General features: G+C 53.3%; 27 protein-coding genes and 1 tRNA gene. 9 read left to right on the top strand and 19 right to left on the bottom strand.

The annotated features are described in order from the left end of the window. The first annotated feature begins 622 nt into the window (after nt 1-622). Nucleotides 623-1,441 (top strand): protein-glutamine gamma-glutamyltransferase, encoded by an 819-nt coding sequence (locus tag IC803_RS02360; protein ID WP_081207043.1) that lies wholly within the window; start codon nt 623-625, stop codon nt 1,439-1,441. On the opposite strand, the gene IC803_RS02355 is transcribed toward IC803_RS02360, so the two are convergent. Next, complete coding sequence (locus tag IC803_RS02355) at nt 1,412-2,320, bottom strand: DMT family transporter (RefSeq protein WP_081207044.1); 909 nt, start codon at nt 2,318-2,320, stop codon at nt 1,412-1,414. The two genes, IC803_RS02360 and IC803_RS02355, sit on opposite strands and share 30 nt — an antisense overlap. Before the next feature lie 58 nt (nt 2,321-2,378). Between IC803_RS02355 and IC803_RS02350 the strand changes: the two genes are divergently transcribed. Further along, nucleotides 2,379-3,056, top strand: a complete 678-nt coding sequence (locus IC803_RS02350; protein WP_081207045.1) for an MgtC/SapB family protein — start codon at nt 2,379-2,381, stop codon at nt 3,054-3,056. A 69-nt stretch (nt 3,057-3,125) separates the two neighbouring features. Continuing rightward, nucleotides 3,126-3,198 (top strand) — tRNA-Ala (locus IC803_RS02345). A 166-nt stretch (nt 3,199-3,364) separates the two neighbouring features. On the opposite strand, the gene IC803_RS02340 is transcribed toward IC803_RS02345, so the two are convergent. Further along, entirely contained in the window at nt 3,365-4,954 is a 1,590-nt protein-coding gene (locus IC803_RS02340; protein WP_081207046.1) for a DnaD domain-containing protein, read from the bottom strand. A 389-nt stretch (nt 4,955-5,343) separates the two neighbouring features. On the opposite strand from IC803_RS02340, the gene IC803_RS02335 reads away from it, so the two are divergent. Further along, entirely contained in the window at nt 5,344-6,276 is a 933-nt protein-coding gene (locus IC803_RS02335) for a thermonuclease family protein (RefSeq protein ID WP_081207047.1), read from the top strand. Between the two features lie 151 nt (nt 6,277-6,427). Here IC803_RS02335 and IC803_RS02330 read toward each other — a convergent pair whose 3' ends face one another. Together IC803_RS02330 and IC803_RS02325 are read right to left on the bottom strand one after the other, a co-directional pair. Beyond that, a complete protein-coding gene (locus IC803_RS02330) occupies nt 6,428-6,679 on the bottom strand; it encodes a hypothetical protein (RefSeq protein ID WP_081207048.1) in 252 nt (83 codons plus the stop codon). A 56-nt stretch (nt 6,680-6,735) separates the two neighbouring features. Then, nucleotides 6,736-7,236, bottom strand: a complete 501-nt coding sequence (locus IC803_RS02325) for a GNAT family N-acetyltransferase (protein ID WP_081207049.1) — start codon at nt 7,234-7,236, stop codon at nt 6,736-6,738. A gap of 98 nt (nt 7,237-7,334) precedes the next feature. Here IC803_RS02325 and IC803_RS02320 point away from each other — a divergent pair, with 98 nt between their 5' ends. Further along, a complete protein-coding gene (locus tag IC803_RS02320; RefSeq protein WP_223812014.1) occupies nt 7,335-7,796 on the top strand; it encodes an MFS transporter in 462 nt (153 codons plus the stop codon). A gap of 504 nt (nt 7,797-8,300) precedes the next feature. On the opposite strand, the gene IC803_RS02315 is transcribed toward IC803_RS02320, so the two are convergent. After that, nucleotides 8,301-11,528, bottom strand: a complete 3,228-nt coding sequence (locus IC803_RS02315; protein WP_081207052.1) for an efflux RND transporter permease subunit — start codon at nt 11,526-11,528, stop codon at nt 8,301-8,303. A gap of 365 nt (nt 11,529-11,893) precedes the next feature. Further along, a complete protein-coding gene (locus IC803_RS02310; protein ID WP_063164896.1) occupies nt 11,894-12,076 on the bottom strand; it encodes an H-type small acid-soluble spore protein in 183 nt (60 codons plus the stop codon). 114 nt (nt 12,077-12,190) lie between these two features. Between IC803_RS02310 and IC803_RS02305 the strand changes: the two genes are divergently transcribed. Continuing rightward, nucleotides 12,191-13,186, top strand: a complete 996-nt coding sequence (locus tag IC803_RS02305; RefSeq protein ID WP_081207053.1) for a potassium channel family protein — start codon at nt 12,191-12,193, stop codon at nt 13,184-13,186. On the opposite strand, the gene IC803_RS02300 is transcribed toward IC803_RS02305, so the two are convergent. Next, nucleotides 13,183-13,587: a YugN-like family protein gene (locus IC803_RS02300; RefSeq protein ID WP_081207054.1), complete on the bottom strand. Its 405-nt coding sequence runs from the start codon at nt 13,585-13,587 to the stop codon at nt 13,183-13,185. The genes IC803_RS02305 and IC803_RS02300 overlap by 4 nt on opposite strands. 313 nt (nt 13,588-13,900) lie before the next feature. Then, nucleotides 13,901-15,250 carry a glucose-6-phosphate isomerase gene (locus IC803_RS02295; protein ID WP_081207055.1) on the bottom strand — a complete coding sequence of 450 codons (1,350 nt, stop codon included), beginning with the start codon at nt 15,248-15,250 and terminating at the stop codon, nt 13,901-13,903. 71 nt (nt 15,251-15,321) lie between these two features. On the opposite strand from IC803_RS02295, the gene IC803_RS02290 reads away from it, so the two are divergent. Next, a complete protein-coding gene (locus IC803_RS02290) occupies nt 15,322-15,531 on the top strand; it encodes a hypothetical protein (protein WP_081207056.1) in 210 nt (69 codons plus the stop codon). 6 nt (nt 15,532-15,537) lie between these two features. Here the strand turns inward: IC803_RS02290 and IC803_RS02285 are convergent, their stop codons facing one another. After that, nucleotides 15,538-16,701 (bottom strand): iron-containing alcohol dehydrogenase, encoded by a 1,164-nt coding sequence (locus IC803_RS02285; protein WP_081207057.1) that lies wholly within the window; start codon nt 16,699-16,701, stop codon nt 15,538-15,540. 147 nt (nt 16,702-16,848) lie between these two features. Here IC803_RS02285 and IC803_RS02280 point away from each other — a divergent pair, with 147 nt between their 5' ends. Further along, on the top strand, nt 16,849-17,082 hold the full coding sequence (locus IC803_RS02280) for a DUF378 domain-containing protein (protein ID WP_081207058.1): 234 nt from the start codon (nt 16,849-16,851) through the stop codon (nt 17,080-17,082). Nucleotides 17,083-17,114: 32 nt separating this feature from the next. Here IC803_RS02280 and yugI read toward each other — a convergent pair whose 3' ends face one another. From yugI to IC803_RS02260, 4 genes are all read right to left on the bottom strand, one after another. Further along, nucleotides 17,115-17,480 carry a S1 domain-containing post-transcriptional regulator GSP13 gene (gene yugI, locus IC803_RS02275; RefSeq protein ID WP_081207059.1) on the bottom strand — a complete coding sequence of 122 codons (366 nt, stop codon included), beginning with the start codon at nt 17,478-17,480 and terminating at the stop codon, nt 17,115-17,117. A gap of 105 nt (nt 17,481-17,585) precedes the next feature. Beyond that, nucleotides 17,586-18,758, bottom strand: coding sequence for an aminotransferase (locus tag IC803_RS02270; RefSeq protein ID WP_081207060.1), 1,173 nt, complete (start codon nt 18,756-18,758; stop codon nt 17,586-17,588). After that, on the bottom strand, nt 18,755-19,255 hold the full coding sequence (locus IC803_RS02265) for an Lrp/AsnC family transcriptional regulator (RefSeq protein WP_063164887.1): 501 nt from the start codon (nt 19,253-19,255) through the stop codon (nt 18,755-18,757). The genes IC803_RS02270 and IC803_RS02265 overlap by 4 nt, the downstream gene beginning before the upstream one ends. Before the next feature lie 55 nt (nt 19,256-19,310). Continuing rightward, nucleotides 19,311-19,577 (bottom strand): DUF1871 family protein, encoded by a 267-nt coding sequence (locus IC803_RS02260; protein WP_081207061.1) that lies wholly within the window; start codon nt 19,575-19,577, stop codon nt 19,311-19,313. An 83-nt stretch (nt 19,578-19,660) separates the two neighbouring features. Between IC803_RS02260 and IC803_RS02255 the strand changes: the two genes are divergently transcribed. Further along, nucleotides 19,661-20,821 carry a MalY/PatB family protein gene (locus IC803_RS02255; RefSeq protein ID WP_081207062.1) on the top strand — a complete coding sequence of 387 codons (1,161 nt, stop codon included), beginning with the start codon at nt 19,661-19,663 and terminating at the stop codon, nt 20,819-20,821. A gap of 144 nt (nt 20,822-20,965) precedes the next feature. Here IC803_RS02255 and IC803_RS02250 read toward each other — a convergent pair whose 3' ends face one another. From IC803_RS02250 to IC803_RS02225, 6 genes are all read right to left on the bottom strand, one after another. After that, a complete protein-coding gene (locus IC803_RS02250) occupies nt 20,966-21,526 on the bottom strand; it encodes a superoxide dismutase family protein (protein ID WP_221436157.1) in 561 nt (186 codons plus the stop codon). Nucleotides 21,527-21,547: 21 nt separating this feature from the next. Next, complete coding sequence (locus IC803_RS02245; RefSeq protein ID WP_081207064.1) at nt 21,548-21,763, bottom strand: hypothetical protein; 216 nt, start codon at nt 21,761-21,763, stop codon at nt 21,548-21,550. A gap of 74 nt (nt 21,764-21,837) precedes the next feature. Further along, nucleotides 21,838-22,458 carry a 3'-5' exonuclease KapD gene (kapD, locus tag IC803_RS02240; RefSeq protein WP_081207065.1) on the bottom strand — a complete coding sequence of 207 codons (621 nt, stop codon included), beginning with the start codon at nt 22,456-22,458 and terminating at the stop codon, nt 21,838-21,840. Nucleotides 22,459-22,624: 166 nt separating this feature from the next. Beyond that, nucleotides 22,625-22,948, bottom strand: coding sequence for a monovalent cation/H(+) antiporter subunit G (mnhG, locus tag IC803_RS02235; RefSeq protein WP_369826923.1), 324 nt, complete (start codon nt 22,946-22,948; stop codon nt 22,625-22,627). Between the two features lie 22 nt (nt 22,949-22,970). Continuing rightward, on the bottom strand, nt 22,971-23,252 hold the full coding sequence (locus IC803_RS02230) for a Na(+)/H(+) antiporter subunit F1 (RefSeq protein ID WP_063164881.1): 282 nt from the start codon (nt 23,250-23,252) through the stop codon (nt 22,971-22,973). Continuing rightward, nucleotides 23,249-23,725, bottom strand: a complete 477-nt coding sequence (locus tag IC803_RS02225; RefSeq protein ID WP_081207066.1) for a Na+/H+ antiporter subunit E — start codon at nt 23,723-23,725, stop codon at nt 23,249-23,251. The genes IC803_RS02230 and IC803_RS02225 overlap by 4 nt, the downstream gene beginning before the upstream one ends. Nucleotides 23,726-23,728: the final 3 nt, after the last annotated feature.

Below are 23,728 nucleotides of genomic sequence, written 5' to 3'. Positions count from 1 at the left end.
ACATCCTCCTCTAGCTCCCCGCTCTCCATTATCTTAAGTACGTAGTCTTTTTCTTTAGCAACCTCCCTAAAAGGTTGGTGAAAAAACAATTCTGTTTGCCAAATCGATAGGGTTTGTTGGGAAGTAAGCGTTGATTTTACAAGGCCTCTCTATTTGAGAAGAATCGGTCTTAAACTACTTTTCTCATTAAATCACCAGCCTTCTAAGTCTCCCTGCCGTAGATTGTTGCGCCCCCTGATCACGAAACGGAAACAGTCAAACAGGCGCTGCTCTTGTTCCTCATGTGCCTTGCGCAAGATGTTGGACGCTTGATTTGTTATAGAGAAGCGGTTATAAGGAGGCGGCCCTCATCCAAACAAGAAAACGAAATATGCAGTCCTTCTCCCTTCCCTTATGTTTAGAAAAACGTTCGTGGCCGAGCTTTTTATACCGGGGCATCAAACAGACGATTTCAAGGCCAGCGGTCCTCACAAGAAACAGTGAAGAGCAGCTCCCGCTCTTTATTTGAATGCAAAAATGACGCCCACAGACCGATCATTTTCTCCAAAAACTAACGAATACGTGCGGCATCGGGCGCATACATTTCAATATCATATGTTGTTTTCAAGGAGGCATCTAGACTTTGATCCGCATTTTAGCTTTGCCATCCGGTTTGAGCCCGTCTTACTCGTCTTCCCTTTCGAAAAACGAGCAGGCGATCCTAAACGCTCTTGTTTCTTCGCCTGTGCTGTACACATATCCAAATGAACGACAACTGCGATTTGAAATTGCGTTGCGCGCCCACATCGTCCAAGCTGCGGTCGACTTAGCGAAGAGCCGGGCACGGTTTGCCATTTTTCGTTTTTCGCGCTGCAACGGCCAGTTTTGGGAGCGGGACGAGCGAGGCGGTTTTCGGCTGCGGCCGGGCGTCCCTGCTTCAGAAGCCATTAAAGACATTTTCATTAATAGCGAACTGTACGCCTTTGAGTGTGCGACGGCCATTGTCATCGTCTTTTATAAAGCGGTGCTCGACACAATTGACGTCGCAGCGTTCAACCGTCTGTTCGCCAATTTGCTTTTGTACGACTGGCATACCGATCGAGATCTTGGCATCCATACAAAAAAGGGAGAACATTTTCTCCCCGGGGACTGCCTCTATTTTAAAAACCCGGAATTCGACCCGTCGACGCCCCAATGGCAGGGGGAAAATACGATTTACTTAGGCGACGGCTTGTTTTACGGGCATGGCATCGGCATTCAAACAGAAGACGGCATCATTGCCGCCCTTAATCGGAAGCGTAAACAGGGAGCGACGAAATCCGCCTATCTTCTCCCCCATATTACGCAAGTCAACTTCACATATTTGTCCCAATTCGCCCGCCCGTTGAACGAATTCCGCTTGCCGCCCCGCCCATCGTTCATCGCCGGGACGTTAGGGTCCGCTACTTTCTTGTATCGTTAGCGGCCCTTTTTCGTTTTTCTCCCACAAATACAGACTGATTCCTGTTAAAATAAAAATACCGCCAACCCATTGAAACAGGCGGATCTGTTCGTCAAACAGCCAATACGCCAAGGCCGAAGCGCCGATGGGCTCAAATAAAATGACCATCGACACCGTTGAGGCGCTCACCCATTTGACTGCCCAGTTCATTACCGAATGGCCGAACAGCGTCGGAACGATAGCTAAGGCGAGAAAACAAAGCCAGTCGGTCGGTTGGTACGCTGTTAGCGAAAAACGGGATAGTGCGGTATACACGTACAACGTCACAGCGCTGATGCCATAGACGATATATGTATACGTCATAAGCGATAACCGTTGGCGCAATTCCTGACCGAACAGCCAATACGCTGTCACCATCGCGCACGCCAATAACGCCAGCATGTCGCCATACAGCGCCTCTCCGCTGACGCGAAAATCGCCCCAGCTGATGAGGATGCTTCCAGCAATGGCCAAAAGAGCGCTCCCGATCGCCCCGATCGTCAGCCGTTCGCGGAAAAAGAGCGCCCCCCCAGCAAAAGCAAACAGCGGCTGCAGCGTCACAAGCACGACCGAGCTTGTGACTGATGTATAGTCGAGTGATTCAAACCAAAGAATAAAATGAAACGCAAGCAGCACGCCGGAACAAACGGAAAACAGCCAGTCGCGCCGGGAGATGTGCTTTAGTTCATGAATATGGCGGAGAAAAAACGGCGTCATGATGACAACGGCGAAAAAGAGCCGATAAAAAGCGATCACGGCTGACGGCGCCTGCGACCATTTGACGAAAATGGCGGACGTCGACACGGCCAGCGCGCCGATCAATAAGGCGGCATATGCCTTTATTTGGCTTGGCGGTTGCATCTCTCCATCTCCTTGACAACTGTTTTCTTACTATTATATCACGAACGAGGTGAGAAACATGATGTTTGATCCGTTCCTCAAATTAGGGATTTCGGCCGTCCTCGGGTTGATTATCGGACTGGAACGGGAATTGAAACGAAAACCGGTTGGTTTGAAAACGTGCCTTGTCATCTCAATTTCCAGCTGCTTATTGACGATCGTTTCCATTGAATCGGCGTACGTCTTTCCGTCGAAAGACCATATTACGATGGATCCGCTTCGCTTGGCCGCCCAAATCGTATCCGGGGTCGGTTTTTTAGGAGCGGGCGTGATTTTGCGCCGTGGCAACGACAGCATCACCGGACTGACGACCGCCGCGATCATCTGGGGAGCTGCAGGCATCGGGGTGGCGGTCGGAGCAGGCTTTTATTGGGAATCGGCGTTTGGTGTCGCGCTTCTAATCGTTAGTGTCGAACTCATTCCGTTTTTAATTAACTTTTTCGGTCCGAAGCAGCTGCGAGAAAAAGAGGTACTGTTGCAAATTACGGTTGCGGACGGAAAAAACATTACGAAAGTGATCGATCATTTAAAGCAGCAGCACATCAATATAAAAACGATGCGCATTAAAGATGTAGAGGAAAACCAACACTTATTGAAATTAAAGGCCGTCGTCGACCAACGGCGCTCGACCGCCGACATTTATTACGCCATTCACTCCATTGACGCCATCGTCCATGTCGATATTGAAAGCGGCTGATAAAAAAAAGATTGCAAGCGGCCATCCATCTAGGTATAATAGAACATGGACAAATCATCATATTCTTTTGGGGCATTAGCTCAGTTGGGAGAGCGTCGTGCTGGCAGCGCGAAGGTCACCGGTTCGAGCCCGGTATGCTCCATTCACCACCCCCTTGCGCAGCAGGGGGTTTTTGTTTGATCGGGAGGGGCGCCCCATCGAAACGCTTCGTCGATGAATCAGCGGCTGCGATCTCCCAACGAGCAGCGGGCAACAAAGTCACATGCGAGAGACGCCCGGTACTCCTTTCGTTCCATGGAGGCCGTCGCCTAGGATGGTTCTTTATATTTTTTTAAGCGCTCCTCGAGCTCCCGGCGCGCTTGTTCGATGTCAAAGTCGTCTTCTTCCGGTTGGCTGTAGTCCATGTTCAGCCAGTCAGGCACGATCTCTGTGCGGATCGGCTTCCGCATCGTTCTGCCGCCCGCTGTTGAAGACGAGGTAGACCGTTGGTTCACCCGCTGCTTTCGAAACGCAAGCCGTGCCGCCCGCACTTCGTCGACGGTGCGATACCCTTTTTCCGCCCAGTCGCGCAAGATCGTCTCGACGTACACCCATCGTTTTGCCCCGTTTTCCACCGCAATTTTTAACGCTTCTAAGACGACTTCTTCGGACGTGTCATCCACCCACACATTGATTTTTTCCCGCAAATACCCTCCGATCGCCCCAAATCCGTTTTGCTCACAGAAGCGAACAAGCTCCTTGTAGGCGCGCACGCGCTCGCCGTCTTCTTTCTCTTCTCTGTTCCTCTCTGATGTGATCTCTGTTGTATTCTCTGGTATCGGGCTGTTCACATTGAGCGCCCCGATGGACCAATTTGACCAGGCGGACGGGCCAGTTTGAACAGATGATCGGGCGATTTCGTCCGTCGGCCGCTCGTTTTGGGCGGATGGACGGTGGATTTCATCCATCGGCCGCTCATTTTGGACAGACGGACAGTCCCGTTCATCGACTGACCGTCCAGTTGAAACCGGCAAATAAGCAACTTCATCGGCTGGCCGCCCATGTTGAACCGATGAATGGGCAATTTCATCCGCCAGCGAACCGATTGGAATAGGTGGGCAGGCCATTTGCTCTGTCGCGCATCTATTTTGAATGGACGGATCCCCCGATTTCCCTTTCACCCATCCATGTTGAACCGGTCGATCGGTCAATTCATCGCCTAGCCGCCCATGTTGAACCGGTCGATCGGCCGTTTCCTCTGCCATTTGTTCGCCTTGGAGAAACGAACAAGCGATGTCGCCCTCTGTCCGTTGATTTGGCACCGTCAAAACGATCGACATGCCATCGAAAGCCGACCTACTGTCATCTCGCACGATGGGGGCTTCATTGGAACAAAGCCCATTGCCGTCTTGAACGGTCGATGCACCGCCTTGAAGCATCGGGATGCGATTCGCAACAGCTGAACTGCCATCGTGGGACATCAACGCGCCATAAGAAACGGCGGAAGTGCGGTCGAGAACGGGTGAACCGCTGTCCCCCGCGCTGCTGCCATTGAGTTTTGGCGTCTGTTTCCTCTGCACGACCATCGTTTTCTGCGTCCATTCAGCCAATTTGTTGTAGTCGATCCGATACCATTTCGTTTTATCGATTTTGGAACGGTTGAAATTGGCGGAAGCGAGGATCCCCATTTTTTCGAGCTTCGTGATGATGCGGCGGACCGTGCTTTCCGACCAAAACGGGAACTGCTTCTGCCAGTCGGCATACGTGTTGTACACCCATTTGCAGCCGTCGCGAACGTTTTCACTTTTCTCCAACCAATAATGCAGCTGTTGGACGATAATGCTTTCATTCAACCCGATCGCCACGGCCAGCTGTGGCAAAATGATGAGCGGCTCGTCATCTAAAAGCAATTTGGTCATCGTCCCTCTCCCCCTTTAAACGATAAATAAAGAACTCGTTTGCAGCCAAATTTCTTTATGATCGTTCCATCTCTTTGATAAACTTTATTTCAAACGCCATCAAATCACCTAATGGCGCGACAACAGCGATTTTGGCCCGATTTCACGCTAAAAAACGCCAAAAATACACATAAAATGGCTGAATATCCGTATAAAAGAACAAATCGGCATGTTCCATCACTTTCGTCGAGAGAGTGAATCGCATCCGTTATGAAACCATACGGCAAAAATGCACCCAAAACAGGTAAACATATGTTAACAGAGCCAGTTGGGGCGTTTCGTTGCTTTCATCGCGTCTTTGGTGAAACGATACAACGTGAAGCAACACCTTTTCGAACGGAGGGAGAGCGTTGAAACAAACTGCGATTCTGTTTTTTTGCTTACTGATCCTATTTCCCGTTTCTGTTTTCGCCCATCCGGGCACATTGGATGAATTGGGCGGGCATTTCCACAACAGCGACTGCACGTACTTGCTGCACGAACCAACCGCATTGGCGAAACAGGCAAAAACGAAAGAAGAGCTAATCAAGCTCATTCAAACATACAACGGCAATGAACGATGCAAGCGGAATCTCACTGCGGAGCGGATTGACTTAGACGGGCATACGCTTGGGAAAAAAGCAGACGATGCTTCGCTGCGTCTAGGCCGGACATATGAAGCGGCATTGGTGGAGTGCGTGGACGGGGACACGGCCAAATTCCGTGTCAACGGCCACGTGTATACAACGCGCTTTTTGTTCATTGACACGCCGGAAAGCACGATCGAAGTCGAGCCATACGGAAAAGAAGCGAGCCAGTTTACGTGCTCCCGCCTGCAAAAAGGGGACATTGTGCTTGAAACAGATGGAAATACATTGTTTGACAAATACCAGCGGCTGCTCGCCTGGGTATGGGTCGACAACCGCCTGTTGCAAGAAGACCTCGCCAAGGCCGGACTGGTCGAGGATTTTTACGACTATGGCGATTATCAATATGAATCGCGCGTCCGCGAGGCGTACGAGGAAGCAAAGCGGAATGGCGCCGGCATGTACGGCGGGCGCTCCGTTGCAGAAAATGAAAGGGCTAGTTCGGACACGAAGCGAGAATCACCATCGGACACGAAACGGGAGGGAGCGCCGAACACCGACCCACAAGCTGAAGAAGAGATGAACCAAACCGATCGTGCGCCTAGCCGTGAGCAAGAAGCAGCCGCTTCCGAACGATCGGGCCATCCGATTGTTTACACGCTGCTCGGCGCGGCAGCGGCCGCAGCGGTGTATTGGCTCATCCGTCAGCTGAAATGACGATCGCCATACAAAAAAGGCCTGTCCCCACCGGACAGGTCTTTTTTGATGGAAAGCAAGTTCCCCTTAGCTGCTCGTTCCGTCACCGCCTTGAAAACAGCTTCCTCAACGTTTTCCGCAAACGCGGCGTTTTCATGCCCGTTGTTTCTGGTCATTGCTTCGGAAGCAACTCTTCAATGCCGGCGTCCCCGCCAGCCATTCGCCCCGGCTTCGCCCCGAGTGGACGGAAGCCGTATTTTTCGAGGCGCATGATTTGCTCATCGGTCAATTCTGTGTACGCAATGACCGATGGTGTGCCGGACGATTTGTAAATCAAGTTGCCGGTCACTGGGCATTGAAACGCATCAGCGACAAATCCTTCCCCATCTTGGATGGTAAACAGCCGAATGGGCATCACGTTCATGTCCTTCCCTCTTTCCTTACATCGTTATGATTATCACTGCCCGATCCATCACCATTTTATACAAGCCGCTTGCCGACGATGACTAAATCGCGTTCGATGCCGTCAAGCTCAGCAATGCGCGGAAAATATCCCCATCGTTCAAACCCGAAGCGGGCAAAAAGCCGCAGGCTTGGTTCGTTATGGGCAAAAATAAAGCCGAGCAGCGTCTTCATCCCAAGCGCCGGCGCCTTGTCGACCGCTTGCTTCAGCAGCTTCGTCCCCAATCCTTGGCCGCGGTGCGATTCGGCAATATAAATGCTCACCTCGGCCGTATGGCGGTACGCCGGGCGGCCGTAAAACGATTGGAAACTGAGCCAGGCGCAAATATCGCCGCCATCTTCCACCACCCAGAGCGGCCGATGGTGAGGATCATGCGCTTCAAACCACGCTTTCCGGCTTTCCACCGACACCGGCTCCAAATCCGCCGTCACCATCCGGCTTGGGATCGTTTCGTTATAAATGCGGACAATGTGCGGCAAATCCGCCGCCGTTGCATCACGAATCAACCATCGTTCCATCCTGCATCTCCACCTTTTTTCCATAAGCATTTCGTTTCCAAAAGCAGAAAAAGCGGGAGTATAATCATCACGATGCACAGGGAAAGAAAGGGAAAAACGTGAAACGCCAGCTCGTTGTCTATTTTGTGTCGCTCGCCGCGTTTCTCGGCCCGTTTCCCCAAACGATTTACACTCCTATTTTATCAGAAGTGAGGGCCGCGTTCGCGACTTCTTCCTTTTTGATCAACTTGACGATTTCGATTTTCACCTTTTTCCTTGCGATGATGCAAATCATCTACGGACCGCTCACCGACCGAAAAGGGCGGCGCACCGTGCTGCTTTTTGGCCTTGGCGTATACGTCGCCGCTTCGCTCGGCTGTTTTTCTCGATGTCCATCGCCGCCCTTTTGTTGTGCCGCGCGTGGCAAGCCGTCAGCATCGCAGCCGGGTCAGTCGTCGCCGCCACCGTCATCGGCGACTTATTTGGCGGTCGATGACGTCCTCTTTCTCGCTTGTGCCCTATTCGTGACAGCGCGCATCGCCCGCACCGCCAAGCGTCCATCCTCGGCCGCGCCGTCGTGAGGATGTCTACGCTCTCCATTGGGGACCGCCGCTCGTTTCCTTCGCCAAACCGCGGCCAAGTGAACCTTCCGCTCCCCCGCTAAAGCCTTGGCTTTCTCCAGCAAAGGCTCAAAAAGCGGCGCGAGTCTGGTCATTCCAGGCTCACTCCGTTCCTTTTTCGCCAAAAGCAGCCTCCCTGAAAGCCGGTGATGCAAAGGAGGAAGCCGCTTCACGCAAGAAAAATCTTGCGCCGCCCTGGCGTATTCCCTTTCCTCTCTCATCAAGCGAACGAATGCGCCGTGTTTCCCCACCTTGTTTTAGCTTCAACACAAACGCCCTATCTTGTGCCGCCACTGAAGCCATAGCGCCCGGCAACGAAACACCGATTCCTTCTGCTTGGCCAGCGTTTCAAGCGGGCTTTCGGCAACGATTCGAGACTGGGGACGTTGGATCAAGGGCGGCGAAGCGGCAGCCGACGATCGACGAGCTTCTCCACCCTCTGCGGCATCAAGACGCGAGCGCCTGTCACTCGCTTCCCGAAGCTCCTTTTTTCTTCCACTTCATCAATGTCTCATAAACGATCGGGACGATGATGAGCGTTAAAAGTGTAGAGCTTGTCAACCCGCCGATGACGGTCACCCCGAGCCCTTTGGAAATCAACGCCCCGCCTTCCATTCCAAACGCGAGCGGGAGCAACGCGCCGACAGTCGCGATGGCCGTCATTAAAATCGGGCGCAAGCGCGTCTCGGCCGCTTCCAAAAGCGCTTCGCGCGTCGACAGTCCGTCGCGTTCTTTATGAATGACGCGGTCAATCAAAACGATGGCGTTCGTGACCACGATGCCAATCAACATCAACATGCCGATGAGCGCCGAAATGCTGATGGTTTCGTCAGCAATAAACAGAGCCAGGAGCGCACCAATGACGGTAAACGGCAGCGAGAACAAAATCGTAAACGGCGCCAACCCGCCGCCAAACGTGACGACAAGCACAAAATATACGATCGCTACGGCAGCGAGCATCGCCAATCCGAGCTGGGTGAACGCCTCTTCGATATCTTCGGTGACTCCTCCCATGTGGACATCGACATTGGGCGGAACGCGCAGCTTGTCGATGGCTTTTTGCACGTCCGCCGACACAGCGGCGACGTCTTTCGTTTTCACTTCCGCCGACACGCTCGCGTATACTCGGCCGTCATAGCGCTGAATTTCGCTGTACGTATCTCCTTTTTTCAACTCGGCCACATCTTCTATCGGCACTTGGACACCAAGCGGCGACACGATCGTTTTTTTCATCAAATCACGAATATCGTCGTATTGCTCTTTTTCAGCCGCAATGTAGACGTTAAGATCTTCCCCATCTTGCTTGACCGTCGCAATCGCTTGGCGCTCGCCATTCTCGGACAACGCTGCGGCGATTTGCGCAGCAGTCAATCCGAATTCACTTAATTTTTGCTGGTCAGCGACAAGCGTGTATTCTTCAAACCGGGCGGACATGCTTGTTTTCACATTCGTCAGTTCATCGTGATCGCGCAAAATGTCCGCTACGTTCTCAACAATGGGCTCGATCTCTTCCATTCGATCTCCATACACGTTAAGCTCAATCACATTGGATGCCCCGGTGCCGGAAACGTCCTGGCTTTGCCATTCCCCTTTGTCTCCGCGCTCACCAAGCGCCTTCATCACCTTTTCCTTCTCTTCGGAAAAGTTTTCCACATCGGGGTCATACTCGACATAAAACAGCGCGGCATTGTCTTGTCCAGGATTCATCGGGTTGCCCCCGCCGACGGACAGTTGAATGTTCTTTACCCCTTTGCGCTTCTCGAAAAACGTCTCCACTTCTTTGGCGATGCGTTCCACTTGATCCACCGTTTGCCCCGGTGCAGGACTGTACGTGGCAACGATCATTTTTTGCTCATCGGACGGCAAGAAGCTGACCCCGACATACGGGACGAGGAACAAACTTGCGACAAGCAATAACACCGCCGCGCCGCTCACGATGAGTTTATGATCCAACGACCAACGGAGCACCGTTTTATACCAAGACGCCAAGATGCTTTTTCGCTCCTTCGCCCGGGCGCGTTTCGCGGCCGCGCCGTTGCCAAACAGCCAGTGAGCCAGCGCTGGAACGACGGTCACGGCAACGATCAGCGAGGCGAGCAGAGCAAACACGATCGTCAGCGCAAACGGCAAAAACAGCTCGCCGACCATCCCTTTGACCAACCCGAGCGGCAAAAAGACGGCCACCGTTACAATCGTCGACGACGCGATCGGGATAAACATTTCTTTCGTCGCCGAGACGATCAGTTCTTTTCCAGTGAGCGGTTCGCCCGGCCATGTCATGCGCCGGTAAATGTTTTCCACCACAACGATCGAATCGTCGATGACGCGGCCGATCGCCACCGTCATCGCACCAAGCGTCATGAGATTGAGCGTAATATCCATCTCATGCAGCAGCAAAATCGCCATCAGCAGCGACAGCGGAATCGACACGATGGAAATCAACGTCGTGCGGACGTTGCGCAAAAACAGGAAGATGACAACAACCGCAAACAGCGCGCCAAACACCGCTTTGTCCACCATCGTGTTCACCGAATCTTCAATCGGCTTCCCTTGGTCAAACACGGTGATGATGCGCAATCCGTCATAGCGCTTCTCAAGATCTTTGATCTTTTCCTTGACGGCGTTAACGACGGTGACCGTATTGGCATCTTGTGCTTTAACGATTTGCACGCCGATTGACGGTTCGCCGTTCGTCCGCGAAATCGATTCCGCTTTGGCGACGACTTCCACTTCCGCAAGCTCGCGCAGTGGAACGGAAGGAATGGCCACAGATCCGTCCGTCTGGCCGAACGCGCTGTTTCCCGCTCCTCCCGGCATCTGCCCTTTCCGGTCGGAAGCGGCGCCTTGCGTTTGGGTTGATACTCCTTGACCCGCCGTCATTCCTTGCATCTGACCGGCCGCTCCCATTCCTCCGCCGCCTGTCATCGGTGACTGTGCCGCTCCAGTAGCTGGGGCGACCGGAATGCGGAGCGCTTTTAAATCATCGACCGTGACGATGCGTCCGTCAATGACGACCGATTTTTCCGCATCGCCAAACGTGTACAGCCCGAGCGGAAGCGAAACAGCGGAAGCTTGAATGACGTTGATGACCGATTGTTCAGTCAGCCCGTACTGCCGCAACTTTTGTTCATCGAATCGAATGGTCACTTCTTGCATTTGCTGGCCGGCGACTTCCACCGACTCGACGCCGTCGATGCCCTCTAGCTCCGGAACGACATGACGCTCAACCGTTTCCGTCAGCTCGGCCAACGATTCATTTGGATGGGTGATGCTTACTGAGATGACCGGAAAAGCGGAAAAGCTAATGCGCGAAACGTCCGGCTCCTGCACCCCGTCAGGCAGCTTCAGATGACTAAGGGCCTCTTTCACTTCGTTTTGCGCTTTGTCCATATCTTTGTCGAAATCATATTCAATTTGTACAAACGATGCATGTTGAAAGGAAGAGGAACGGACAACCGTGACACCGTCCAAATGTTCGACCCGCTGTTCAATCGGCTCCGTCACCTTCTTGGCCACTTCTTCCGGCGCAGCTCCCGGATAGACCGTCGAGACGGAAATGAACGGAACGTTAATGTTCGGGATCGTTTCAAGCTTCATGTTCATTCCCGAATACAACCCCGCCACAGCAACAATGATCGTCAAAATCCAAATGGCGAGCTGATTATTGAGCGAAAACTGAATAACTTTCCTCACGCGCTTCTCCCCTTTACATTCATACTCATCTTTGCTGACTGCATAGTCACAAACTATATGTTAATGACCAAATAGTCAGATGTCAAAAGTCCTCTCTTACAACAATGCCGCATCGCGGAGAATACTGTTTGCAAATAAAGGCCAGGGAAGCCGGCGGCAAAGACTGGTTCACCCGCTCACGCCCAGAAGCAGGGGCTTCTCGGTTGAAAATGATAAAAAAAGTGCCACAACGCCAATGACATATTGCTCGAGGGGTATTCTTCTCGGTTGAAAATGATAAAAAAAGTGTCCTGCTACAAGTCAGGACACTTTCAGAAAATCGAAGGCCGAGGGGCGCTGTTGCCTTCCGCCGTCGAGCCGCTCTTTCACTTTTCTTCCAGTTCCGCCACCGGCACGTCCCGGCGCTCATTGAGCCGGCCGTCGCGCAAGTGGACGGTCGCCATTTGTTTTTCTTCATCATACCCGTCAATCCAAACCGATACCCCGTTGTAATACACCGGGATATCTGCAGGGGATGAAACGATTTGTTTCACACGATTCATGTCCATCAGTCATTGTCTCCTTTCCGTGATGTTCCGTTTCCTAGTATGGCAAGGAACAGGAATGTTTATGCAAAAACCGTCCACACTAAAGAGGGAATCAGTGAAAAGAGGGATGGATGGATGAAAACGAAAGATGTGCTTGTCTCCTATTGGCGGATGCCAGTTGTTCTCCGTTTGTTTGCCGCAGCCAGCGCCATGATCGTATTGTTTGGCGCCCTCATGCGCCTAATTGAACCAGAGACGTTCCGCACGGTCTTTGATGGCATTTGGTGGGCCATTGTGACAGCGGCGACGATCGGCTATGGCGATATCGTTCCGAAAACGGTCGCGGGGAAGCTTGCCGCCATCGTACTCATTGCCCTTGGCACCGGAATTATCACTGCTTATTTCGCTTCGATATCGGCGGCAGCGGCATCTCGGGAAACGGCGCTCACAAGCGGAGAGCTCCCGTATACAGAACGAGGCCATGTTATCATTGTCGGGTGGAACGAGCGGACGCGGGAAGTGTTGCTCCGCCTGGCGCAGCGCGGCTCGCCGCTCCGCTTTGTGCTCATTGATGCGACCGTGCCGTCCCATCCGTTGCCGAACGTTCCGGTTCACTTCATTAAAGGATCAGCACACGATGACGCGGTGCTCGAAAAGGCGAATATCGGCCACGCTCAGTTTGTGCTCATTACTGCTGACCCGCATAAAGCGGAAGAGGACGCCGATAAAGATACGATTGTCACGCTGCTTGCCGCCAAAAGCCTTAACCCATCGGTGTACACCATCGTGGAAATCTTGACCGCTCGCAACGTCCAAAACGCTTTTCGCGCCGGGGCGGATGAGGTGATCCAAACGAACTTATTGGCGGGCACCGCGATGGCGGCCAGCCTTCGCTCGCCGGGAATCGCCGGCGCGATCGAAAGGATGCTCGGCCGATTTGGCGAACAAACCTTGCGCCTTCTCGCCCCGGACGAACGACAAATCGGCCAGCCGTTCGCTGCTGTTCAGCAACAGCTGTTCGAGCAAAATATTACGCTGCTCGGCGTCGTCCGCGGCGATAACGGAAACCTTTCTGTTTTGCCGCAACGCCCTATTAAAGAAAGCGACCGCCTGTTCGTGTTTGTTCCTTAATCGAGCAGGCGGCGCTCCAGCTCTTGAACGAGCGCTTTGCCGACGGAAATATATTGCTCCGGAACGGTCGCGTCCGGGTCCTGCGGTTCGGCAAACTGGTTGAACGCCGCTCCCGCATTGCCCACATCGGCGAAATCGTCAATGCCGCGCTGATATTTATGTGCAAGCAAAAACGGACGCCCGAGTTCGACCGTTGTGCCATGCGAATCGAGCTGCCCGTCGATCGCTTGAAACGGCACGCGCAAAAATTGGTAGCCTAAATGGTCTGCGATTTTATAGTCAAAATAGCCGTGGTCATAATCCCAGCCGCCGCCGATCGCATACCCGAGCGGCTTTAACTGTTCTTCTAAATGATAAAGCTGAAACTGTTTTCCTTCCAACCGTGATGGAATTTCAATCATGCACAACCCCTCCTTCCCTTTTATCGTTTCCCGTTTGGCGGCAATTATTTGTCCAACCGCCGAGAAGGAACACAACGTCTGGAGAACCCTTTGGCGGCCCCTGGCGCCATAGAAGGAATTCATCTTTCACCGCTTCGATCATCCGCCTTAACCGAACGCCGGAGACATAGACAACAAGCGAACAGGGCACAAAAACAAAAAACGCCTCTTCCCCCGACTGAGGGAGGAGAAGCGTTTTTTCGACTCACTCCAATGCGGCCGCAATCGGCCGCACATGTTATGAAACAGCGGCTTGGCCACCTAAAAAACCTTGTTAGTTCAACCGTTTCTCCAGCTCCTCTTTCAGCTCTTCGTAGCCCGGTTTGCCTAAAAGGGCGAACATGTTTTTCTTGTACGCCTCCACGCCTGGCTGATCAAATGGGTTGACCCCGAGCAAATAGCCGCTCATGGCGCACGCTTTTTCAAAGAAGTAAACGAGGTAGCCGAACGTATATTCATCGAGCTTCGGCAACGTAACGACCAAATTCGGCACGCCGCCGTCCGTATGGGCGAGAAGCGTCCCTTCGAACGCTTTCGTGTTGACGAAGTCGACCGTTTGGCCGGCTAAATAGTTCAGCCCGTCAAGGTCGTTTTCCTCTGCTTCGATGACCAACTCATGGCGCGGCTCTTCGAGTTTCAACACCGTTTCAAACAAGTCGCGGCGCCCTTCTTGAATGTATTGGCCGAGCGAATGCAAATCAGTCGAGAAGTCGGCTGAAGCTGGATAAATGCCTTTTTGGTCTTTCCCTTCGCTTTCGCCGAACAGCTGCTTCCACCATTCGGCGAAATAATGCAAGGCCGGTTCGTAGTTGACGAGCAGCTCGATCGTTTTCCCTTTGTTGTACAAAATGTTGCGAATGGCCGCGTATTGATAGGCGGCGTTTTCGTCAAGCTCCGAGGAACTGAAATCGTCGCGCGCCTTGGCCGCTCCTTCCATCATGGCATCAATGTCGGCGCCGCTGGCGGCAATCGGCAGCAACCCTACCGCTGTCAGCACCGAATAGCGGCCGCCGATGTCGTCCGGAATGACGAACGTTTCGTACCCTTCCTCTTCAGCGAGCGTCCGCAAGGCGCCGCGCTTGCTGTCGGTCGTCGCGTAAATGCGGCGGCGCGCTTCCTCTTTGCCGTACTTGTCCTCAAGCAGCTTGCGGAAAATACGGAAGGCGATCGCCGGCTCGGTCGTCGTTCCCGATTTGGAAATGACGTTGATCGAAAAATCTTTTCCTTCGAGAAAATCGATGACATCTTTCATATACGTCGAGCTGATGTTGTTGCCGGCAAAGATGATTTGCGGCGTTTTCCGCTTCTCTTTCGGCAAGGCGTTGTAAAACGAATGATGCAGCATCTCAATCGCTGCGCGCGCCCCGAGGTACGAACCGCCGATGCCGATGACAAGAAGGACATCGGAGTCGGATTGAATTTTTTTCGCCGCCTGCTTGATGCGGGCAAATTCGTCTTTGTCATAGTCGACCGGCCAGTCGAGCCACCCTAAAAAGTCGCTGCCGGTGCCGGTTTTTTCATGGAGCGAATGGTGCGCGACTTTCACCGCATCGCGCAAGTATGTAAGCTCATGTTCGCCAAAAAAGGCGAGCGCTTTGGAATAATCGAAACGAATATGGGTCATTCCATTCCGCCTCCCCTTCAAGAATCATTGCCTTCTTTCACTTTAGCCGAACGGACAAGGGAAATCAAGCGATGCCGTTAGGCGAAAGCGGATTCAATTCCGACAATTTTCACCGGGCCATAGCGGCTTTCTCCGGCGGCCAACGGGCAGGAGAGCGCCGCTTCGTCCAAGGGCGGCGCGGCGGTCTTCACCGAGGCGGAGCTGCCATCGTTAGGCACAGGCATGCGACCGCCATTCAAAAAGCCGGCCTGGCATTCAAGTCGCCGGCCGGCCTCGAATAAGGCTTCTTATAAAGACGCGCGCAAAATGGCAAGCACATCGTCACGGTGTAACGTTTTAAAATGGCCGAACTCACCGAACGCCATCGCTTTATCCGCCATCAGCTCGAGATTTTCCTCGCCGATGCCATAATCGGCCAATCGCGACGGCGCCCCAAGGCTCGACCAGAACTCGCGCAGCCGCTCGATGCCTTCAAGCGCCACGTCGTGTTCCGCTTTGCCCGTCGGGTCGACATCAAAGACGCGCACCGCCAGTTGGGCGAAACGGCTGACGTTTTCATCAAGCACGTGCTTCATCCAGTTCGGAAACAAAATGGCCAATCCCCCGGCGTGCGGGATATCGTACACGGCGGAGACGGCGTGCTCGATGTTGTGCGTCGCCCAATCGCCGCGCACGCCCATTTGCAAAAAGCCGTTTAAGGCGATCGTGCCCGAGTACATGATCGTTTCGCGCAGCTCATAGTTCTCCAAGTCATTGACGAGTTTCGGCGCCGCCTCGATGACCGTTTTTAACACCGCCTCGCACATTCGGTCTTGCAGCGGTGTGTTCGGCGTATGATGGAAATATTGCTCAAACACATGCGACATCATATCGACGATGCCGTAAACGGTATGATCTTTCGGCACCGTCATCGTGTACGTCGGGTCCAAAATCGAAAATTGCGGGAATGTCACCGGGCTGCCCCAGCCGTATTTTTCTTTCGTCTCCCAGTTCGTGATCACCGAGCCGGCGTTCATTTCCGAACCGGTCGCCGCCAGCGTCAGGACGGTTCCAAACGGCAGCGCGTCGGTGACGGCCGCTTTTTTCGCAATGAACTCCCACGGGTCGCCATCAAACTTCGCGCCGGCCGCGATCGCTTTTGTACAGTCGATCACGCTGCCGCCGCCAACGGCAAGCAAAAACTCAATCCCTTCCCGCTTGCAAATGTCCACCCCTTTTCTGACGGTCGAAAGGCGGGGGTTCGGCTCGACGCCCGGCAGTTCGACGACTTCGACGCCAATGTCCGTCAATCGGCCGATCACTTCATCATACAGCCCGCTTCGTTTAATGCTGCCGCCCCCATAGACAAGCAGCACCTTTTTGCCGTACTGCGGCACTTCTTCTTTCAGCTGTTCAATTTGCCCTCTCCCGAAAATGAGTTTCGTCGGATTGCGAAACGTAAAGGTTTGCATATGTATCTTCCTCCTTTTGCTTCTATTATGGCGATGCCCGCTACGGTTGTAAAGCCGGGCGCTTCGGCGGCAAACCATGCATATTTTTTGCGGCTATGATTCACCCTATAAGTGAATGAAAGAAATTTTCCAAAGGAGGCGTACATGATGGGAACATGGCAGCGCATTGCCTTATTGTTGACGATCATTGGTGCCATTAACTGGGGACTGATTGGATTTTTTCAATTTGATCTAGTTGCCGCCATTTTCGGCGGCCAAGATTCGGTCTGGTCGCGCATTATTTACAGCCTTGTCGGCATCGCCGGCTTGGTCAACTTAGCGCTGCTGTTCAAGCCGACCGAAGAGCTTGAGCGCGCCGAGCCAAAAGCGACGCGCACATAACGCGAGACACTCACCGCTTGGCGGTGGGTGTCTTATTTTTTCTGTAAATCCTCTTTCTTCGACTGCTCAATCCATTCGCGCAGCTTTTCTTTTAACGGACGAAAGCCGGACTCAAGCGGCATTTTCATGCGCGCCTGGCGCTTTTCCCTCTCCCCGCCCGGCTCGAGCGCCTTTAAAGATAGGCTCGCCCGCCCTGCCTTATAGTCGACATCGAGCACTTTGACGGTCACTTCGTCACCGATATGGACATAATCGCGCACATCTTTCACAAACTGGTGTGAAATTTCCGAAATATGAATGAGCCCTTGCATGCCGTCCTCAAGCTGGACGAACGCGCCATATGGCTGGATGCCTGTCACCTTCCCTTTCACAATCGCTCCTCGTTTCATCGTTGGCAAGCAAAACACTCCTATTGTTAGTTTCATCTATGTTTCTGTATTATAACATACCCGGAAGGGAAAACCCAAAAAAAAGATGCCCCGCCCATGGCGGAACATCGTCGGTTACAGGCGCGCCAAAAACCGCTTCATCCGTTTAATGGCTTCCTGCAGCTGCTCAAGCGACGAAGCGTACGAGCAGCGGATATAGCCTTCCCCGCTGGCGCCAAAGACATTGCCTGGAACAACGGCCACTTTTTCTTCCAAAAGCAGCCGCTCGGCAAACTGTTCGGACGTCAAGCCGGTATGGCGAATGGACGGGAACGCGTAAAACGCCCCGCCCGGCAGGTGGCAAGGCAGCCCGATTTCATTAAGCGCGGCGACAAAATAGTTGCGCCGCCGCCGATAGCTGTTGCGCATATGTTCAACCTCGTGCTCCCCGTTGCGGAGCGCTTCAAGGGCGCCGTATTGCGCCATCGTCGGCGCACACATCATCGCATATTGATGGATTTTCAGCATCGCCTGCAAAATGTCTTCCGGTGCGGCCGCAAAGCCGAGCCGCCAGCCGGTCATCGCAAACCCTTTCGAGAAGCCGGAAATTAAAATCGTCCGTTCGCGCATGCCGCTAACGGCGGCCATGCTTATATACTCTCCTTCATAGGTGAGCTCGGCGTAAATTTCGTCGGCAATGACAAGGAAATCATGCCGCTCCGCCAGGCGGGCGAGCGCGTCGAGTTCCGACGGGCGAAGCACCGTTCCGGTCGGATTGTTCGGCGAACAAATGATTACGGCCTTCGTCCGCTCGGTGATCGCTTGTTCGATGCGCGCCGGCGCGAGCTGAAACCCGTCGGCGCCGGACGCATGAACAGCCACGGGCGTCCCGCCGGCAAGCACCACAAGCGGTTCATAAGCGACAAAGCCCGGTTCCACCACAATCACTTCATCACCTGGATTGACGATCGCCCTTAGCGCCAAATCAATCGCTTGGCTCGCCCCAACCGTCACTAAAATTTCCGCCTCCGGACGGTATTCGACATGAAACTTGCGGCGCAAGTAGGCGGCGATTTCTTGGCGCAGCTCGAACAGCCCGGCGTTCGCGGTGTAGGACGTATAGCCTTGCTCGAGCGACAAAATGCTCGCCTCGCGGATGCTCCAAGATGTGACAAAGTCCGGCTCACCGACGCCGAGGGAAACGACGCCGTCAAGGCTTGAGGCGAGGTCGAAAAACCGGCGGATGCCGGACGGCTTCAAGCCCGCGACCGTTTCCGACACATACGTTCTTCTCGTTTGCGGCTTCATGGCGCCACCACGATGCGGCGATCTTGATCTCCTTGGTCAAAGATGATGCCGTCATGTTTATATTTTTTCAAAATGAAATGGGTGGTCGTCGAAATGACGGAATCAAGTGTTGACAGTTTTTCTGAAACAAACTGGGCGACGTCCGCCATCGACCGCCCTTCAATGACGACCGACAAATCATAAGCGCCGGACATTAAATACACCGATTTCACTTCAGGAAAACGGTAAATGCGCTCCGCCACCTCATCAAAGCCGACGCCGCGCTTCGGGGTCACTTTCACATCGATCATCGCCGTCACCCCTTCATGGCCGTCCGCCTTCCGCCAATCGACAAGCGCCGTATATTGGACGATCACGTTTGCCTCCTCCAGCTTTTTGACGAGCGCCTCTGTTTCTTCCACCGGCAACTCGATCATTTTCGCCAGCACATCGATCGGCGTCCGCGCGTCTTTTTCCAATATTTCGATAATTTCAAGCTCTTTATCGCTCAGTTTCACAGAACATCCCTCCACTTGAACGGTTTCGCTAAGCCAGCAGCCCGTCTGATCAACGTCATGCCGGGAACGAACAAGACGCCGTTCGTTTCAGCTCGAGCAGCCGGCTGGCGAGTTTTAGGCAGTCGCGAAAAGGAATTACCGCGTCAAACGCGAATTCATATATGGACTGAATGCGAGCAGCGAGCGCGCGAGCATCATCCGTATCATATACGGCCTGAAGCACGTCGATCGCCTCCACCTCGTACGCGTCGTTTCCGTAACCGAACGGATCCCAGGCGCGAATGGTGTCAAGAAGCAGCCGGTTCAACGGTTGTCCGTTCATGCGCTGCCATCCACCTTCTTTCTTGATGTATGATATAACCAATTATAAGCCATCGATCAAAAAAAAAGAAGGGAGAACATGCGATGTTTTCGTTTGACCAAGTCATCGACCGCCGAGGGACGCAGTCGGTGAAATGGGATGATGTTGAGCGGGTGTTTGGGTATGAAGATGTATGGCCGATGTGGGTCGCCGATATGGATTTTCCGGCCCCCCAAGCGGTGCAAGACGCACTGCAAGCGCGAATCGAACACGGAATTTTTGGTTACACCGTCATTCCTGATTCATTAAAAGAAGCGGTGTGCGAATGGCTTCAGCGCCGCCACGGGTGGGGCATCGACCCGGGTTGGCTCGTGTTTGCCCACGGCGTCGTGCCAGCGGTCGCCGCTGCCATTGAGGCGTTTTCCGAGCCGGGAGACCGCATCGTTGTCTTTTCCCCGGTCTACCCGCCGCTGTTTGATCTCGTCCGCCGCCACGGCCGTTCGCTCGTATTGAGCCCCCTTCGCTTGACGGAAGACAATTATGTCATCGACTGGGACGACTTGGAGCGGAACGTGCCCGGAGCGAAGCTGCTCATCCTTTGCCACCCGCATAACCCGGGCGGCAAATCGTGGAGAAAAGAAGAACTCGAACGGCTCGGGGAGCTGTGTCTGAAGCACGGCGTCTTCGTCCTTTCCGACGAAATTCACGCCGATTTGACGTTCCCGCCGCATCGGCATGTGCCGTTCGCCTCGCTCCATCCGGAGTTGGCAAGACAAAGCGCCACGTTCCGGGCGCCGACGAAAACGTTCAATCTCGCCGGCTTGCAGGCGGCCGAGGCGATCATCCCTGACGAATCGCGGCGCCGGGCGTTTCGCCGCGTCCAACAGCGGCAAGGGTTTTTCACGCTCAGCCCATTTGCCGTTGTCGGAGCGGAGGCGGCTTACCGCCATGGCGGGCCGTGGCTTGACGCCTTGCTTGCGTATTTGCAGCAAAACATCGACGCCACCGCCTCCTATTTGGCGGCCGAGCTGCCAGCCCTTCTCCCCATCCGCCCGGAAGCGACGTATCTCGTCTGGATCGATAGCCGCGGCCTCGGCCTTTCCGAAGCCGAACTCAAAAAACAGCTTCTGGAAAAAGGAAAAATCGCCGTGGAATTCGGCAGCAAATTCGGGAAGGAAGGAACCGGCTTTATCCGTCTGAACGTCGCCTGTCCGCGCCCGACGCTCGAGGAAGGGCTTCAGCGGCTAGTGACCGCGCTGCGCTAAATCACGTCCACCCAGCATAGAACGCGGCGATCACTTTTTTCGGTCCACCCCATCAAAAAAGGTGTCCCGTTGCTGATTTGGGACACCTTTTGCCTTTCAAGACAGGAAACTCCCGCTTCGAAACATGAATGCAAGCGGGAGCGTTTACGATGATTGAATTTCCCCACAGGCGATGCGTCCGCCCGCATCCCCCGCCGGTTGGGTCATGCCGTCGTCTTTCTTGGCATGAATGACGATCGACGTTCCGTCTTTTGTCAGCAGCGACCCTTTTTCCCCTTCCCGCAACGTCACGTTTGGCGCCGTCAGTTCAACGTTGACCGTGCCGTCGTCTTTGACAATAATGTTCGGCAAATCACCGGCATGCGCGCCTTCCGGGTGGAGAAGCCCATGCTTTTTCCCATCAGGATTGTAATGCCCGCCAGCCGATTGAAAATCGGGCGGTTCGCAGCTCCCTTTTTCATGAATATGAATGGCATGCTCTCCCGGCGGAAGCCCTTCCAGGTCGAGTTTCAACCGAACCCCTTCCGCCTGTTCCGTCAGCTCAATCGTTCCAATCGGATCGCTGTCGGCATTGATCATCTCCACCGTCCGGCTCGTGCCGTCCTCTTGGCCGCAGCCCGCTAACATGAGCGCCGCAGCCAAAAGAATCCCATATTTTCCGTACAACACAACACTCCCCCCAGCATGGCAGATGTTACCTGCCATTATTGCCGAGGGGAGTCAAGTTTATACATCCGGCGTCCGCCCGGACTCGTCCGTTTTCCCGAGCAGCTCCTGCTCGAGCCGTTTTGCTTCCTTCTCTTGGCGCCGCGAAATGACAACAATGAGCCGCATCGTGAACACAGCAATGAGCATAAACACGCTCATTGAAATGACGGCAGGAATATACTCACGCTTATCTTCCGGAAAGTATAAAAATAAATTAAGCACCCATGGCCACATCGCACAAACAACCTTTCTGCCTCGAAATCGTCCATTCCCATTATAGCACAAAAAAACTGCCGCCAATGCAGCAGCTATAAAGCGAATTTTTTCCGCAGCTGGGTGAAATCGATCCGCTCCCCGATCGTCGGGGGCTTCGTCTTTGCCAAATATTTTTTATCGTTTTCAACGAGCCGGAAAATCGTATACGCGGTAAATGCGTCATCGAGCGCACAATGGGCTTTTCCAATCCCTTCGTTCCCGTACTCTTGCACAGCCTTGCGCAACCCCGTTTGGTTTTTGTTTCCAAAAAAACGTTTATACTCCATCGCCAAATCGCGGTGTTCGCCGGTGAACGGAAACTCAATCCGCGCCGACTGGCAGTTTTCCCGAAGCACTTTCATATCCATGCTTCCCCATGTCACGACCGTCGTCGGGCGCTCGCGGTCATATTGCCGAAGCAAGGAAACAAGTTCATAAAAACTCATTCCGCGGTCGATTTGTTCTTGAGTGATATTGAGAAATGACTTGCATCGGTCGGTGAGCTGCGGAAAACGGAGCGGTTTCACATAAGCGGAAAACTGGCTCACAATTTGCTCGTCAACGACCGCGACAAGGCCAACTTCGATAATTTCCGGATAAAACCCATCCGGGTTCGTTTTCGTCTCCGGCATCGTAAATTCAAAATCGAGAAACAAATATTGCGGGACGTCCATCGTCGCTTCCCCCCTTTCTGACGCGCAGCCACAGTCCGTCTTACTATTATTATATCACGGGAAAGCGATTGTTTATTTCTTTTTTCAGAAAATGGCGAAAAAGGGGCGGATGCCGTGAAAACGGAGTGGTCTTGAGAGAGCCAACGGACATCCCGCTATTTCTTCCCTACTCTGCACTTTTCGTTCTATTTTCTCTCCGTTCGGCCAAATCGTCGCGAACCGTCCCTTCCCACGGTCGAACGCCGGAGTAGTATGCCGCACGGCTAATCAAATGAGCCGACACCGGGGATGTTAAAAAAAGAAAGACAATAGCCAACAATAAACGGGAATTGAAATGATCGTGCTTCAACCAAAAGTAAAATAACGTCCCCATTAAGATGAAAATCATCCCTAGAGTCGTGCTTTTGCTAATGGCATGGCTTCTCGTATAGACGTCGGGAAGACGGAGGACGCCGATGGCCGAAATCAATGTTAACAGCGCACCAGCCATGACGAACAACACGATCAACCCATCAATGATTTCCGTCACGTTCAATCACAACCCCCTTTTGCAAAAACTTCGCAAACGCCGCCGTGCCAAGAAACGCCAAAATTCCAATCAGCAAAATAATTTCTAAAAACACGCTCGTCTCCAACAAGATCGACAGCACCGCCACGATGCCTGCCAGACAAATCCCGATCGCGTCAAGCGCAATGACCCGATCCGCGACGGTCGGTCCTTTGACGACCCGATAAACGAAACAACCAATGGCGAGCGACAAAAGAGCGAGGGCAATATAGAACATCACGGTCATCGGCTCACCTCCAAAATCGTTTTTTCAAACGATGTCTTGATTTGCCGGACGGCTTCATCCACATCCGGAGCATCAATCGTATGAATATAAATCTCTTTCTTGTCATCAGAGACGTCGATCACAAACGTCCCGGGCGTCAATGTAATCAAGCTGGACAACAGCGTAATTTCCCAGTCTTTTTTCACTTCGAGCGGAAGGGCGAAAATGCAAGGCTTCATGTTGAGCGACGGGGAAAGAACAATCTTCAAAACAGCCCAGTTGGCCAACAACAATTCTTTGATGAAAATGAGCGCCAGCTTTCCAATCACAAACAACGGTACGACATAAAACGTCGTCGAGAAATATCTTCGCAGCACAAAAAGGATGCCTAAACCAAGGAGGTATCCAATGACAAACGATGATCCGCTAAACGAATCAGCAAGAAACATCCAAACGAATGCCAATATCACGTTGAGCAGCAATTGTTGCGCCATTTG

The organism is Geobacillus sp. 46C-IIa, from assembly GCF_014679505.1.
In the GTDB taxonomy this organism is placed as follows: domain Bacteria; phylum Bacillota; class Bacilli; order Bacillales; family Anoxybacillaceae; genus Geobacillus.
This window is presented reverse-complemented; position numbering and strand designations above follow the sequence as displayed.